Here is a 13855-nt window from a genome sequence, read left to right as displayed (position 1 = left end):
CAGGGGATTTTTACATATCGCAAAAATAATCAAAACATATAATCCGTGATCCATTATTCTAAAACAGAAAGGAGATTGGAGCGTGCAATGTATTATGAAAAAGCTGTCCAGAAAACAATCAATTGGATTGAATCACATTTACATGAGCAAATATCAAACGAGGATATTGTTAACGTTTCAAGCTTTTCAAAATTCCATTTTCATCGGATTTTTCAAAAAGAAGTCGGCATGTCGGTTGCTTCTTATATTCGGTTAAGACGTCTTGCGAATGCGGCGGCAGCTTTGCTTTATACAGATCATCGTATTATCGATATTGCTTTGTATTATCAGTTTGAATCTCAAGAAGCATTTACGAGGACGTTCAAAAAGATGTATCACATGCCGCCAGGAGCATACCGAACATTTATGAAACGCTTTACTTCAAAAAAGGAGGAATCTTACATGGAGAAAAAAATGAAAGGCTGGGTATTGAGCGGGAGCCATCCGTTCCAATTCGAAATGGGGATTGACCGGGAAAATGTACATCAGGGAAAAGCTTCAGGGTATTTAAAGTCAACGATGGTTCAGGATATCGGTGAATTTGCGACGATGATGCAGCAATTCAAAGCAGATCGCTATCTAGGAAAAAGGCTTCGTCTATCAAGTTTTATCAAAACAAAGGGGGTGCAGCATTTTGCCTCACTTTGGATGCGGGTTGACAGTGCTGCTGATGATGTTCTCCAATTTGATAATATGAGCAACAGACCTATTACCGGAACAACCAATTGGAATCATTATGCTATCGTTTTAGATGTCCCAGAAAATAGCGCTGTGATATCTTTTGGCGTTCAATTATCTGGGCCGGGTCAGGTGTGGATGGATCATGTTGTTTTTGAAGAGGTAGATGAGAGCGTTCCTTCAACAAACCTTGAAATGCCGGGAGAACTTTTAGATGAACCGGTAAATTTATCTTTTGAAGAGGAACTACAAAAATAGTTTTCAGACAACTACTTTTATTAGTGAGTTAATGGAAAATACTATTTGTTATTAATAAACCCTTGTGCTGCTTAGGTTTGTAAGAGCTTGGATATTTTTATCAGTCTGGGCGGATCTGTTCATCTTTGCGGCATTTTCCTGTATGATATAGTAAGAGTGTGCATAGCAACTAACTATAATTGAACAGGGTGTTTAAAACATGGAAAAACAATACAGAGTATTACTTTACTATAAATATGTTCCGATTGAAGATCCAGAGGCGTTTAGAGAGCAGCATCTGGCTTTTTGTAAGGAGCTTGGTTTGTTAGGCCGTATCCTTGTTTCTTCTGAAGGAATTAACGGTACGGTATCAGGTACGGTTGAACAGACTGAAAAATATATGGAAACAATGAAAGCTGATCCTCGCTTTGCGGACATGGTATTTAAAATTGATGAAGCAGAAGGCCATGCCTTCAAAAAAATCTTCGTCCGCCATAAAAAAGAGCTTGTAACGCTTCGTCTTGAAGATGATGTCGATCCGAACGAAACAACAGGCCAGCATTTGAAGCCTGCAGAATTTTATGAGAAGATGCAGGATCCAAACACAATTGTCATCGACGCGCGTAACGATTACGAGTATGACCTTGGCCATTTCAGAGGTGCGGTCCGTCCTGACATCGAAGCCTTCCGTGAATTACCTGAATGGATTGAAGAGCACAAAGATATGCTTGAAGGCAAAAAGATTTTAACGTACTGTACAGGCGGCGTGCGCTGTGAAAAGTTCTCAGGATGGCTGGTGAAGCAAGGCTTTGAAGATGTAGCTCAGCTTGATGGCGGAATCGTGACATACGGAAAAGATCCAGAGGTGCAAGGCAAGCTTTGGGACGGCCAGTGCTACGTATTTGATGAAAGAATCAGCGTGCCTGTCAACCGTGTCGAGCATGTGATTGTCGGCAAGGACTACTTTACAGGAGAACCGTGTGAGCGTTATGTGAACTGCGCAAATCCATCTTGCAATAAAAAAATGATATGCACACCGGAAAATGAGTATAAATATATGCGCAGCTGCAGCCACGAATGCCGCACGAACCCAAGAAACCTGTATGTGAAAGAGCATAATATGACAGAAGAAGAAGTAAACGCAAGACTGGCAGCGATTGAAACAGAAGATCACGCTGCTGCTGAATAAAAAAAGAACACCTCGTATTGAGGTGTTCTTTTTTTCTATATGCTTTCAGTTTGGCTGTTTGCGGAAACCCATTCTTTTTGGCGGAAGGCCTTTTCCCATTTTGATACCACGATACAGGCGATCGCATGTCCCGGTACGTTCACGCCCGTTCTCGCCATGTCCATGACGCGGTCAACACCCGCTATAATGGCAACGCCTTCAGCCGGCAGTCCTACAGCATTGGCAGTCGCCAGAAGAACTACAAGCGATCCTGAGGGTACAGCTGCAATGCCTTTACTGGTCATCACAAGCACAAGCATCATGAGCAGCTGCTGGGACAATGTCATGTCTACTTGAAAGGCCTGTGCGAGAAAGATACAAGAAACCGATAAATATAAGCTGGAGCCGTCACAGTTCAATGACAAGCCGGAGGGAACGACAAATGATACCACTCGTTTGGGACAGCCGTATTTCTCCATTCTATCCATCAGCTGAGGGAGAATGGTTTCAGTGCTGGTGGTGGAAAATGCAATTAAAAACAGATCCCATATCATTTTCAATACTTCGAAATACTTAATCTGAAAGATGAGACCGACAAGCGGAAAGAGGACAAAGAGGATCAGGAACAGGCCAAGGAATACGGTGCCAACCAGCTTAAACATAGGGAGGAGGAGTTCAATGCCATATTGGCCCACAGAAGCTGCCATCAGGGCTAACACGCCGATAGGAGCAGTGACCATGACGATTTGCGTGAGCTTGAACATAATCTGAGCGGTAGATTCAAAAAACTTCATTACTGGTTCAGAAGCTTTGCCGATACCAGCTGCGGCGACACCAAATAAAATGGCGAAGAAAATAACGGCAAGCAAATCATTTCTGGCCATGACATCAATAATGTTTGTAGGGATAATATCCAGGACCATTTGCTTGAAATCAACAACTTTGTCTGTGTAGCCGGAAAGTTCATGAATATCTTTTTTTGCCAAATGGGAGAGGTCAAGCCCGACACCTGGTTTTAAGACATTCGCTAATAAAAGTCCAAGCCCTAATACCAACGTTGTAATCACTTCGAACCAAATGATCGTCTTGATGCCGAGGCTGCCCATTTTTTTCATGCTTCCGCTTCCTGCGGCTCCAATGACAATGGTAGAAAATACAATCGGCACAACAATCATTTTAATCAGGCGGATAAATCCATCTCCGACAGGCCTCAGTGCCATCCCGAAATCAGGAAAAAAGTGGCCGATCACCGCGCCGACAGCCAAAGCGATTAAAATTTGAAACGCGATTAATTTTTTCAAATGAATCCCCCTTTAGAACGATAGAATGTAGGCATATTCATATCATTCGTGATTCAAATGCAAACACCTTTTTTCAAGTTATTTTATTTTGATAGCGCTTTCATTATGTTGGCGAAAAAGTCCCCCACAGCAGGGGGGACTTTTTTACTTCATTTGAATGTGCTTTAGATCTTCTTCAGAGGTATTTGTGAAAATAACCGGTGTTATGGCTGAAGCGGCATGCTGCTTGATATAATCGAGATCAAGGGTGAGAAGCAGTTCGCCTTGTTTGACGGCTTGTCCGCTTGTGACATGTGCTTCAAAGCCTTCCCCATTCAGTTTGACGGTATCGATGCCGACATGAATCAGGATTTCAGTGCCGCCGGCGCTCATAAAGCCGATGGCGTGTTTTGTCGGAAAAATCGAGACGATCTCGCCTTCCGCAGGTGCAACGACTTTTCCTTCTGATGGTATAATCGCAAATCCCTCGCCCATCATTTTTTCTGAAAAGACTTGATCAGGCACATCCCCTAAAGAGACTGTTTCTCCTTTAATCGGATAGATAAAGGTCTCACCGGAATCGGGCTTCTGCTGTTTGTCAGTTAACGTGTCAAGCGTGGCGGCGGTGGCAGGGACGCCTCCGGCCATGATGGTTTTGATGTCGTCTTTTAAGGCATCGGACTTGGTTCCGAATATTGCCTGGAAGTTGTTGTTGACCTCCAGCACACCTACTGCACCAAGCCGTTTTAATTCATCCTTGCTGACTTGGCTTGGCTGATGAACGGTCACACGAAGCCTTGTGATACATGCATCCAGGTTAGCGATATTTTGCTGTCCGCCCAAGGCCTGCAGCACGTGAAAGGCAAGCTGGTCTTTTGCAACTGGAGCTTTCTCCTCATTCTGACCGTCTTCATCTGTCTCACGGCCGGGCGTTTTCAAATTCCATTTCAGAATCGCAAATCGAAACAAATAATAATAAATGAAAGCAAACACGATCCCGACAGGAATGACAACCCAACCGTTTGTAGACAGTCCGTAGTTCAAGACGTAGTCAATTCCGCCGCCTGAGAACGTATAGCCGTGGCGGACATGGAATAAATCACAAACGACAAAGATGACGCCGGCAAGAATAGAGTTAATCAAATAGAGCACAGGCGCAACGAACAAGAAAGAAAACTCAACCGGTTCTGTAATTCCGGTCAGCATAGATGTGAGTGCCGCAGAAATCATCACGCCGGAGATCATTTTTTTCTTTTCCGGACGCGCGGTATGGATAATGGCAAGAGCAACTGCCGGCAGACAGAAAATCATGTAAGGGAAATCCCCCATCATAAAGCGCCCGGCTGTCGGGTCTCCCGCGAAAAACCTTGTCAGGTCTCCGGTTACGGTGTTGCCTGTTGATGGGTCTGTGTATTCTCCCATCATAAAATAGAAAGGCGTATAAAAAATATGATGCAGGCCAAAAGGAATCAGCAAACGATAGATCGTTGCATAAAAGAACAGGCCGACTGTTGAATCGGCAATTAAACTGCTGGCTGCGTTAATTCCGTTTTGGATTAGCGGCCAAACGAATGAGAAAATGACGCCGATCACCAATGAACTGACGGAAGTAATAATCGGGACAAAGCGTTTTCCAGAGAAAAATCCAAGGACCGGATGCAGCTCGATTGATGAAAATCGCTTATATAAATAGGCGGCGAGAAGCCCGATAATGATTCCTCCGAAAACCCCCATATCAATCAGGTGCTCGGCTCCTTCATACGGAGGCTGAAGGCCGAGTAATTTTCCCATATTGTCGAGGGTGACGGTTAAAATTAAGTATCCGATGACAGCTGCAAGTCCGGCTACACCTTCTCCGCCGGCTAATCCGATCGCGACCCCCACGGCGAAAATCAGCGGAAGGTTATCGAATACAACGCCGCCCGCATCCTTTATAATAGGGATGTTCAGTAAATCCTTGTCTCCGAAACGGAGCAAAAGACCTGCTGCCGGCAGGACGGCAACCGGAGTCATCAACGCGCGGCCAAGCTGCTGCAGAATTTGAAATGCCTTTTTAAACATGACAGTCTCCTTTTATTGTGTTATGAGCATGGTGCACTCTTTAATTTTTGAGCTGCTTTATAATCGGCGATAACGGTTACATGATTGTGTTTTTGAAGAATGGAGGCTGGTACTTCTGTCGTGACAGGACCTTCAGCCATCTTTTGAATAGCGTCTGCTTTTTCCTCGCCGCTTGCTAAAAGCACAATATGTTTGCTGAATTCCATGATGGTTTTAATGCCCATTGAAATCGCGAGTCTCGGCACCAGCACCGGATCACCGCCGAAGAATCTAGCATTTGCCTGTATCGTGCTTTCCGAGAGCTTCACAACACGTGTCCGGTCCTCAAAATCAGATCCCGGTTCATTGAAACCGATATGGCCATTGGCGCCGATGCCGAGAATTTGGACATCAATGCCTCCCGCCTGGCGGATGAGAACCTCGTATACTTTGCATTCCGCCTCAAGCTGCGGGTTGTCTCCTTGCGGGATATGAATATGATCAGGCTGCATATTGATATGCTGAAATAGATGCTCATGCATAAAGTGGTTATAACTTTGCGGATGAGATGGAGAGAGACCAGCGTATTCATCCAAATTAAATGTAGTAACCTTTGAAAAATCAATTTCGCCTGCCTGATAGTCTGAAATCAACTGCTTATACAAGCCGACCGGTGTGCTTCCTGTTGCCAGGCCGAGAACGGCATCTTTCTTAGCTTGTATTTGTTCTTTAATAATGGCAGCGCTTAACTTACAGAGTTCTTCGTAGTGCTCGGCGATCAGAATCTTCATGTGACACCCCCTCAAAGAGATAGACAAGCACCTTATTTGTTATGACCAATTTATGATACTTGTCATTACGAATTTAGCACCGCCCTTATCAAACTGTCAATTTCTGAAAATTTGTTATAAAAGAAGGATACAAATCTTTCATATTGGGATGGCAAATGGTATTATGGTCTCAATGAAAAAGAACGGAATGCATACAGAATGGGGAGAATGAAATGACAGCTTTATATTCTGTTATCAAGTTTAAAATCATTGAGTTAATTAAATCGGGCAAATATCAGGCGAATGATCAGCTGCCGACGGAGAGTGAGTTTTGCGAACAATATGATGTCAGCAGAACAACTGTGAGACTGGCTCTGCAGCAGCTAGAGCTTGAGGGATATATTAAAAGAATTCAAGGAAAAGGGACATTTGTATCGGCGGCAAAAATACAAACGCCGATTCCGCATAAGATTACGAGCTTTGCAGAACAAATGAGAGGACTTCGTTCTGAATCAAAAGTGCTTGAGCTTGTGGTGATTCCTGCCGATCATTCCATCGCCGAGCTTTTGAAAATGAAAGAGAATGAACCTGTCAACAAGCTTGTCAGAGTCAGATACGCCGAGGGGGAACCTTTGCAGTATCATACCTCATATATTCCCTGGAAGGCGGCACCGGGGCTGGCGCAGGAGGAATGCACCGGCTCGCTGTTTGAATTGTTAAGGACAAAATACAATATTGAAATCAGCAGGGGCACGGAATCGATCGAACCGATTTTAACGGATGAAACGATCAGCGGACACTTATTAACCAATGTCGGAGCGCCTGCGTTTTTATCAGAATCCCTTACCTATGATAAAAATGAAGAAGTGGTGGAATATGCGCAAATTATTACACGGGGAGACCGAACGAAATTCACCGTAGAACAGTCATATCATTCATAAAGCAATGTGTTTTAAGAAGGGAATGGTGGTTCTATGTTTTTATTGACGAATGGAAAAGTGCTGTGGGGAGCAGTGATTGCTGCATTCATCCTTTCAATTGTATTTTACCCTTTTCTGCCGACGCAGATGCCGATTCATTATGATGTTGCGAACAGTCCGGATCTGACGGTTAACAAGCTGGCGGGGACTGTGATGCTGCCTGTTTTGATGGTGGTGTTTGCATGGGCGCGGAAGATCAATTGGCAATTTGTATTCGCAGTGTATATTTTGCTGATTTGCCACATTGTCGTCCTTTGTTTAGCGCTCTAAATCAAACAGCCAGAATAAAACTGGCTGTTTTCTTTAATTTCAGCTTCATCTGACAATGAATGTAGTGTATAATAGCTGATGATCCTAAAGAATATTCTGAAATTTATAGGTGTGAAGCGGCGTATTATTAAAGGAAAGGCTGTATACTTTTTGCAGCTTTAAAAAGACTGAATATTTAAACAATTATGTGAAAGGTGTGCTGATTAGATTGAATAAGCTTATTGAACGAGAAAAAACTGTATATTATAAGGAAAAGCCCGACCCGTCTTCCTTGGGGTTTGGACAATATTTTACAGATTATATGTTTGTGATGGACTACGAAGAGGGGATTGGATGGCATCATCCGAGAATTGCGCCGTACGCACCGCTTACGCTTGATCCGTCTTCATCTGTTTTTCATTACGGCCAGGCTGTTTTTGAAGGATTAAAAGCATACAGAACAGACGACGGCAGAGTGCTGCTGTTCCGTCCGGATCAAAATATCAAACGGCTGAACAGATCGTGTGAGCGCATGAGCATGCCCTCTTTAGACGAAGAGCTGGTCCTTGAGGCATTGACACAATTAGTTGAGCTGGAGAAAGATTGGGTTCCAAAGAAAAAAGGAACGTCACTGTATATTCGTCCTTTTGTCATTGCCACAGAACCGAGTCTCGGTGTGAAGGCATCCAGGAGCTATACATTTATGATCGTGCTTTCGCCTGTCGGCTCCTATTATGGCGACGATCAGCTGAAGCCGGTTAGAATCTATGTCGAAGATGAGTATGTGCGGGCGGTCAACGGAGGAGTCGGGTTTGCAAAAACGGCTGGAAACTATGCCGCCAGTCTTCAGGCACAGCGGAAAGCGAATGAACTGGGCTATGACCAGGTACTGTGGCTGGACGCCATCGAAAAGAAATATGTGGAAGAAGTAGGGAGCATGAACATCTTTTTCGTCATAAACGGGGAAGCTGTCACACCTGCTTTAAGCGGAAGCATTTTAAGCGGGGTTACACGTGCGTCTGCGATTGAATTGATTCGAAGCTGGGGCATTCCGGTTCGTGAAGAGAGAATATCGATTGATGAGGTGTATGCGGCCTCTGCACGCGGAGAATTGACAGAGGTCTTCGGCACAGGCACGGCAGCCGTCGTTACGCCTGTCGGTGAACTCAACATTCATGGAAAAACGGTGATTGTAGGAGACGGGCAAATCGGGGACCTCTCGAAAAAGCTGTATGAAACGATAACAGATATTCAGCTTGGCAAGGTGAAAGGCCCGTTTAACTGGACAGTGGAAGTGTGAAAATCGAAAAAGAACCTGCCCGAAGGCAGGTTCTTTTTATTTTGAATAAGTCATATCAGCAGCCGGCTGGCTTTTGCGGTTTTTTACATAATATATTGCATAGCAAATGGCCATAAATGGAACGCCGCAATAGAGTGCGATTCTTTGATTCGGATCAAAGGCAATGCCAACAACGGAAGCCAGGCATAACAGGAACGCAGCAATCGGCACGAACGGATACAAAGGGGTTCTGTATTTCAAATCAGTAACCTTGTTTCCCGCTTCGATATAACGTTTTCTGAACATGAATTGAGAAGCAGCGATTCCCATCCACACGACAACGACGGCAAAACCGGAAATCGACACGAGCACAACGTATACAGTGTCTGGCGCAAATACGCTGGACAGCAACGACAGAATGCCGCCGATCATGCTGAACACCAGCGCGTTAAAAGGGGTTCCTTTTGACGTCAGCTTTGCAAATGTCGGATGAAGCGTTTTTTCTTTTGATAAAGACCACAGCATCCGGGAAGAAGCGTAGAGTCCGGAATTAGCCGCTGACAGGATCGCTGTCAGGATAACAAAGTTCATGATATCGGCTGCGTATGGTACACCGACTCTGTCAAAGACAGCGACAAACGGGCTTTTGATGACACCTGCATCTTGAATCGGAATCAGCCCTGACAGCACAAAAATTGTTCCGACAAAGAAGAGTGAGAGACGCCAGACCGTTGTTTTAATCGCTTTTGGTATTGTCTTGTCAGGATCAACGCTTTCACCGGCTGCGATTCCGATTAGTTCCGTTCCCGAAAAGGCAAAATTAACGGACAGCATCGTCATCAAAATCGGGACAAATCCATTTGGAAAAAGCCCGCCTTCCGCCATGAAGTTGGACAGCATCGGAGCGGCTTCTCCGCCTTTGATCGGAATGATGCCAAACATGGCAGAGCCGCCTAAAAGAATAAATAATACAATGGCTAATACTTTGATGCTGGAAAACCAAAATTCTGATTCAGCGAAAAACTTGACCGAAAATGCGTTAAGCAAGAAAATGAACAGCGCAAAGACGGCACTCCACATCCAAACCGATGTATGGGGGAACCAGCGCTGCATTAACAGGCCGGCTGCTGTGAATTCTGATCCCAATGCCACGGTCCATGTCAGCCAGTACAGCCAAGCGACCGTAAATCCGGTGCCCGGCCCTATGTATTTGGCTGCATAGGTGTGAAAGGCGCCGGTCACAGGCATGGCGACTGACAGCTCACCGAGGCAGAGCATGACCAGATAGACGATGCCGGCACCGACTAAGTAGGCGAGTATCGTTCCGGCCGGGCCTGCTTGCTGAATGGTATAACCTGAGCTTAAAAACAGCCCGGTTCCGATGACACCTCCCAAGGAAAGCATAAAGAGGTGCCGGCTTTTCATACTTCTCTGAAAGGTTGTCTCATTCTTGTTGTGGGCAGAGTTCATCTTTTTCCAACTTTCTATCAGCGATTTATTTCCTCCTAATAAAAAATCTCATGTCAGAAAGTGACACGAGACGCCGGCGAACCGGCTTTAAGTTAGAATATACAAACTATTCCGATAAGTCAAGTTGTTTTTAAAGAGCGGGCCCAAGCCGCAATTTCTTGAATATTTTCGGGTTTTGTCCGACAGCAGCCCCCAATCAGCCTCGCTCCTTTTTCATGCCAGGTGCGGGCGCTCGCCCCGTAAGATTCTGCGCATGCTGCGCCGTTCCATGTTTTTGTTTCCGGATCATATTGCTCACCTGAATTCGGGTAGACAATGATCGGTTTTGACGTGTTCTTTTTTAACTCCTCTATCAAGGAAGGGATATGCTGAAGCGGCGTGCAGTTGATGCCGAGTGCTGCAATTTGGCGGTGTTCATCAAGCCATGATGCGCAGTCAGCTGCAGGTGTTCCGTCACTGATATGCAGGCCGTCTTTAGCACTGAAGCTGATCCATGCATACGTTTCAGGAAATTCCTTCAACAGCCGAACAATCGCTTTGGCTTCAGTCAGACACGGAATCGTTTCGCATGCCAATACATCAGCTCCGGCTTCAATCAGCGCCTTCATCCGGGGGCGATGAAATTCAATCAGTTCATCTTCTGATATTGCGTAGTTGCCGCGATACTCAGACCCGTCTGCAAGATAAGCGCCATAAGGGCCTACAGAAGCCGCAATGATCGGTTTTGGCCGATTCAAACGGTTCTCTTCAAGCGACCAAAATTCATCACGTGCTTCAGCTGCGATGCTGACGGACAACTCGATGAGCCGGCGTGCTTCCGCTTCGCTCAGCCCGCGTGCGGCAAAGCCTTCAAATGTAGACTGATAGCTGGCAGTGATTGCACAATCGGCGCCTGCCGCGAAATAATCAGTATGTACTTGTTTAATCAGATTTGGCTCTTCCATCAGGATTTTTGCCGACCACAGACTGTCATTCAAATTACAGCCCTTGCGTTCAAGCTCGGTCGCCATGGCGCCGTCTAGCACAATAAGCGGGTATGTATCTAATATGTGTTGGATAGGATTCATAGAATGTACCGATGCCTTCTTTCAGATTTTTTTGAAAAAGATATGAAAATCGTAATGGAGGCTTACGTGTTTGTCAATAAACGCAAAAAGAGAAAGGTGTTCAGCCCATATGTCTGAACACCCTTTTCTTATGATATTTGTTTGTTGTGCGTGTCAGTCTTTGTGTCTGAAACCGGCCAGCACTCAATGCCATTATGGTTTTTGAGCACATCTTTATAAAAGACCGGATCCTTGCCTGCTTTTTTCTGGCGTGTATAGTCTTTCAGCGCCGTAAAAACGACCTTTGATAGTAAGAAAATCGCGATTAAATTCACGATGACCATCAAACCCATGAACAAATCAGCAAGATCCTAGACGAGCTGGACTTTGGCAACACAGCCAAACACGATCATTGCCAGCACGCCGATACGGTAGACAAAAATCAGTTTTTTGCTTTTGTTCAAAAAGCCGATATTGGTTTCGCCATAATAATAGTTTCCAATTAGAGCACAGAATCCGAATAACAAAATCAGAATCGCGAGAAAGCCTGATGCCCATGATCCGACATGGGAGCTGAGGGAGGCTTGTGTCAAGGCGATTCCGCTCAGACCCGGAGTATGATAGGCATCCGAAAACAGGATGATAAAGGCGGTGCTTGTACAAATGACCAGTGTATCTGTCAGTACACCAAAAGCTTGGATCAGCCCCTGTTTGACGGGATGGCTTGTTGTGGCGGTGGCAGCGGCATTCGGTGCGCTTCCCATTCCCGCTTCGTTTGAAAAGATTCCCCGTCTGACGCCTTGCATGAGTGCCGCGCCCAAAGCCCCGCCGGCGGCCTGATCAAAACCAAACGCATTTTTCACGATTAGCGCAAGCACACCTGGCAGCTGCGTAATGTTGGTGAAAATGACGAAAAACGCAACTCCGATATACAGGACAGCCAATACGACGACAATGGATTCAGCCAGCTTTGCAATGCGCTTGACTCCGCCAAAAATAATCGTGCCGAATACAGCAATTAAAATGAGTCCCAATGTCAGGCGGTTTGTGCCAAACGCGTTTTCAAAGGCAAGGCTGACTGTATTGGATTGAACCGAGTTGAAGACGATACCGAACGATAAGGTGATTAACACAGCGAACAGCGCGCCCATCCACCTTTTGTTCAGCCCTTTTTCCATGTAATACGCCGGCCCGCCGCGGAAGCCGTTTACATCTTTTACTTTATAAATCTGAGCCAGTGTGCTTTCCACAAAGCTGGATGCTGATCCGATAATGGCGATAATCCACATCCAGAAGATTGCACCGGGCCCGCCGAGTGCAATGGCGATGGCAATGCCCGTAATATTTCCCGTTCCGACACGGGCCGCCATGCTGATGCAAAAGGCTTGAAACGGAGAAATGGTGTTTTTCGACCGGGAAGCAGCACCTTCTCTTAATACCCTGACCATTTCTTTCAGCATGCGAACCTGTAAAAACTTAAGCCTGAACGTAAAATAGATTCCCAGAGAAAGGAGCAAAACAATTAATAACTTTGACCACAAAAGATCATTTGCGATACCCACGATATGTTCCAGGATTTGCTGCATAGAATCACCTCTTTTTTCATATTTAAAAAATGCTGAGCTCCCACTCCTGCGCCATATGCTTCAGCAGCATACCGCCAGTGAGGCTGTTACCGTATTCATCAATGGCAGGCCCGTAAATGCCGATGCCGCATCCGGATTGAAAAGGCTGTTCTCTTCTGGCGCTTGGAGGCACCAGCGCCATGATGCCGCCGGAGACGCCGCTTTTGGCCGGCACGCCGACAAACGCCGCATATTTGCCTGAAGCGTTGTACATGCCGCACGTCAGCATTAACGCCTTGGCCAATTTTGCCACATCTTTTGGAATCACCTGCTCGCGTCGAATCGGATGATACCCGTCATGAGCAAGGATCAGGCCGATCAACGCAATATCTTCTGTGGTGCTCTCCATAGCGCATTGCTTCAAGTACACCTCAAGTGTTTCTTCTACTTCAGCTTCTAAAAAGTTTGTTTCTTTTAAATAGTAGGCCAGCGCTCTGTTGCGGTGGGCGGTTTCCCATTCAGAACGGAATACTTCCTCATGAATTCTCGGCCGTTTTCCTATCAAAGTTTCCATCACCGAGTAAAGAAACTCGAGCTTTTCGTATGCCGATTCTCCGGGAAGAATCGAAGCGATGGTGAGGGCGCCCGCGTTGATCATGGGATTGAAGGGCTTCCCCGGCTTGTTGATTTCGAGCCGGATGATTGAATTAAAGGCGTCGCCTGTCGGCTCGACATCTACGCGGTCCAGCACATAGGGAATGCCGCGGCTCATGCAGGCGGCAATAAAGCTAATCACTTTTGAAATGCTTTGCAGGGTAAAAGAGACGTTCCAGTCGCCGGCGTGTATCATCGTTCCATCAGGCTCCAATACACAGATGCCGAGCTGTGAATCATTGACTTTTCCTAAAGCGGGGATATAGTTTGCGCTTTGTCCATTGGCGGCAAAAGGGCGATAGTATTCAACCCAATCATGAAGCTGTAACGCCGGGTTTATGTCTTTCTGGTGCTCTTTTATCAATTCTTTCATCGAATTCCTCCTCACTGATTTTTTTCT

11 protein-coding genes and 1 pseudogene are annotated in these 13855 nt (G+C 45.7%); 5 read left to right on the top strand and 7 right to left on the bottom strand.

All coding sequences use genetic code 11. From position 1 onward, the window contains the following. The first annotated feature begins 87 nt into the window (after window positions 1–87). Together PUN35_RS13505 and PUN35_RS13500 are read left to right on the top strand one after the other, a co-directional pair. Complete coding sequence (locus PUN35_RS13505; protein ID WP_003246240.1) at window positions 88–975, top strand: helix-turn-helix transcriptional regulator; 888 nt, start codon at window positions 88–90, stop codon at window positions 973–975. 199 nt (window positions 976–1174) lie between these two features. Next, window positions 1175–2143, top strand: coding sequence for an oxygen-dependent tRNA uridine(34) hydroxylase TrhO (locus PUN35_RS13500; protein ID WP_003246287.1), 969 nt, complete (start codon window positions 1175–1177; stop codon window positions 2141–2143). Window positions 2144–2178: 35 nt separating this feature from the next. Here PUN35_RS13500 and gltP read toward each other — a convergent pair whose 3' ends face one another. From gltP to nagB, 3 genes are all read right to left on the bottom strand, one after another. Then, the gene (gene gltP / locus PUN35_RS13495) at window positions 2179–3423 is read right to left on the bottom strand and encodes a glutamate-aspartate/proton symporter GltP (RefSeq protein ID WP_014478694.1); all 1245 of its coding nucleotides are present in this window, start codon (window positions 3421–3423) and stop codon (window positions 2179–2181) included. Window positions 3424–3567: 144 nt separating this feature from the next. Beyond that, window positions 3568–5463 (bottom strand): glucose-specific PTS transporter subunit IIBC, encoded by a 1896-nt coding sequence (gene ptsG, locus PUN35_RS13490; RefSeq protein WP_014478695.1) that lies wholly within the window; start codon window positions 5461–5463, stop codon window positions 3568–3570. A 20-nt stretch (window positions 5464–5483) separates the two neighbouring features. Then, window positions 5484–6233: a glucosamine-6-phosphate deaminase gene (gene nagB, locus PUN35_RS13485; RefSeq protein WP_014478696.1), complete on the bottom strand. Its 750-nt coding sequence runs from the start codon at window positions 6231–6233 to the stop codon at window positions 5484–5486. 212 nt (window positions 6234–6445) lie between these two features. On the opposite strand from nagB, the gene gamR reads away from it, so the two are divergent. The 3 genes from gamR to PUN35_RS13470 all read left to right on the top strand — a co-directional run bounded on the left by gamR (window position 6446) and on the right by PUN35_RS13470 (window position 8741). Next, the gene (gamR, locus tag PUN35_RS13480) at window positions 6446–7153 is read left to right on the top strand and encodes a transcriptional regulator GamR (protein ID WP_003234841.1); all 708 of its coding nucleotides are present in this window, start codon (window positions 6446–6448) and stop codon (window positions 7151–7153) included. A gap of 33 nt (window positions 7154–7186) precedes the next feature. Beyond that, on the top strand, window positions 7187–7462 hold the full coding sequence (locus PUN35_RS13475) for a DUF1648 domain-containing protein (protein ID WP_014478698.1): 276 nt from the start codon (window positions 7187–7189) through the stop codon (window positions 7460–7462). 208 nt (window positions 7463–7670) lie between these two features. Continuing rightward, window positions 7671–8741, top strand: a complete 1071-nt coding sequence (locus PUN35_RS13470; protein ID WP_014478699.1) for a branched-chain amino acid aminotransferase — start codon at window positions 7671–7673, stop codon at window positions 8739–8741. A 36-nt stretch (window positions 8742–8777) separates the two neighbouring features. On the opposite strand, the gene mmuP is transcribed toward PUN35_RS13470, so the two are convergent. The 4 genes and pseudogenes from mmuP to PUN35_RS13450 form a co-directional block, all read right to left on the bottom strand. Then, on the bottom strand, window positions 8778–10190 hold the full coding sequence (gene mmuP / locus PUN35_RS13465; RefSeq protein ID WP_033881580.1) for an S-methylmethionine permease: 1413 nt from the start codon (window positions 10188–10190) through the stop codon (window positions 8778–8780). Between the two features lie 119 nt (window positions 10191–10309). Continuing rightward, the gene (gene mmuM, locus PUN35_RS13460; protein WP_014478701.1) at window positions 10310–11257 is read right to left on the bottom strand and encodes a homocysteine S-methyltransferase; all 948 of its coding nucleotides are present in this window, start codon (window positions 11255–11257) and stop codon (window positions 10310–10312) included. Between the two features lie 128 nt (window positions 11258–11385). Next, a pseudogene (locus PUN35_RS13455) lies at window positions 11386–12822 on the bottom strand (alanine/glycine:cation symporter family protein). 22 nt (window positions 12823–12844) lie between these two features. Beyond that, window positions 12845–13828 (bottom strand): glutaminase, encoded by a 984-nt coding sequence (locus tag PUN35_RS13450; protein WP_014475676.1) that lies wholly within the window; start codon window positions 13826–13828, stop codon window positions 12845–12847. Window positions 13829–13855 lie beyond the last annotated feature (27 nt).

This window comes from Bacillus sp. N3378-2at, from assembly GCF_033412715.1.
In the GTDB taxonomy this organism is placed as follows: domain Bacteria; phylum Bacillota; class Bacilli; order Bacillales; family Bacillaceae; genus Bacillus; species Bacillus subtilis.
Note: the sequence above shows the minus strand (reverse complement) of the source record. Positions and strands in the feature narration are given on the sequence as shown.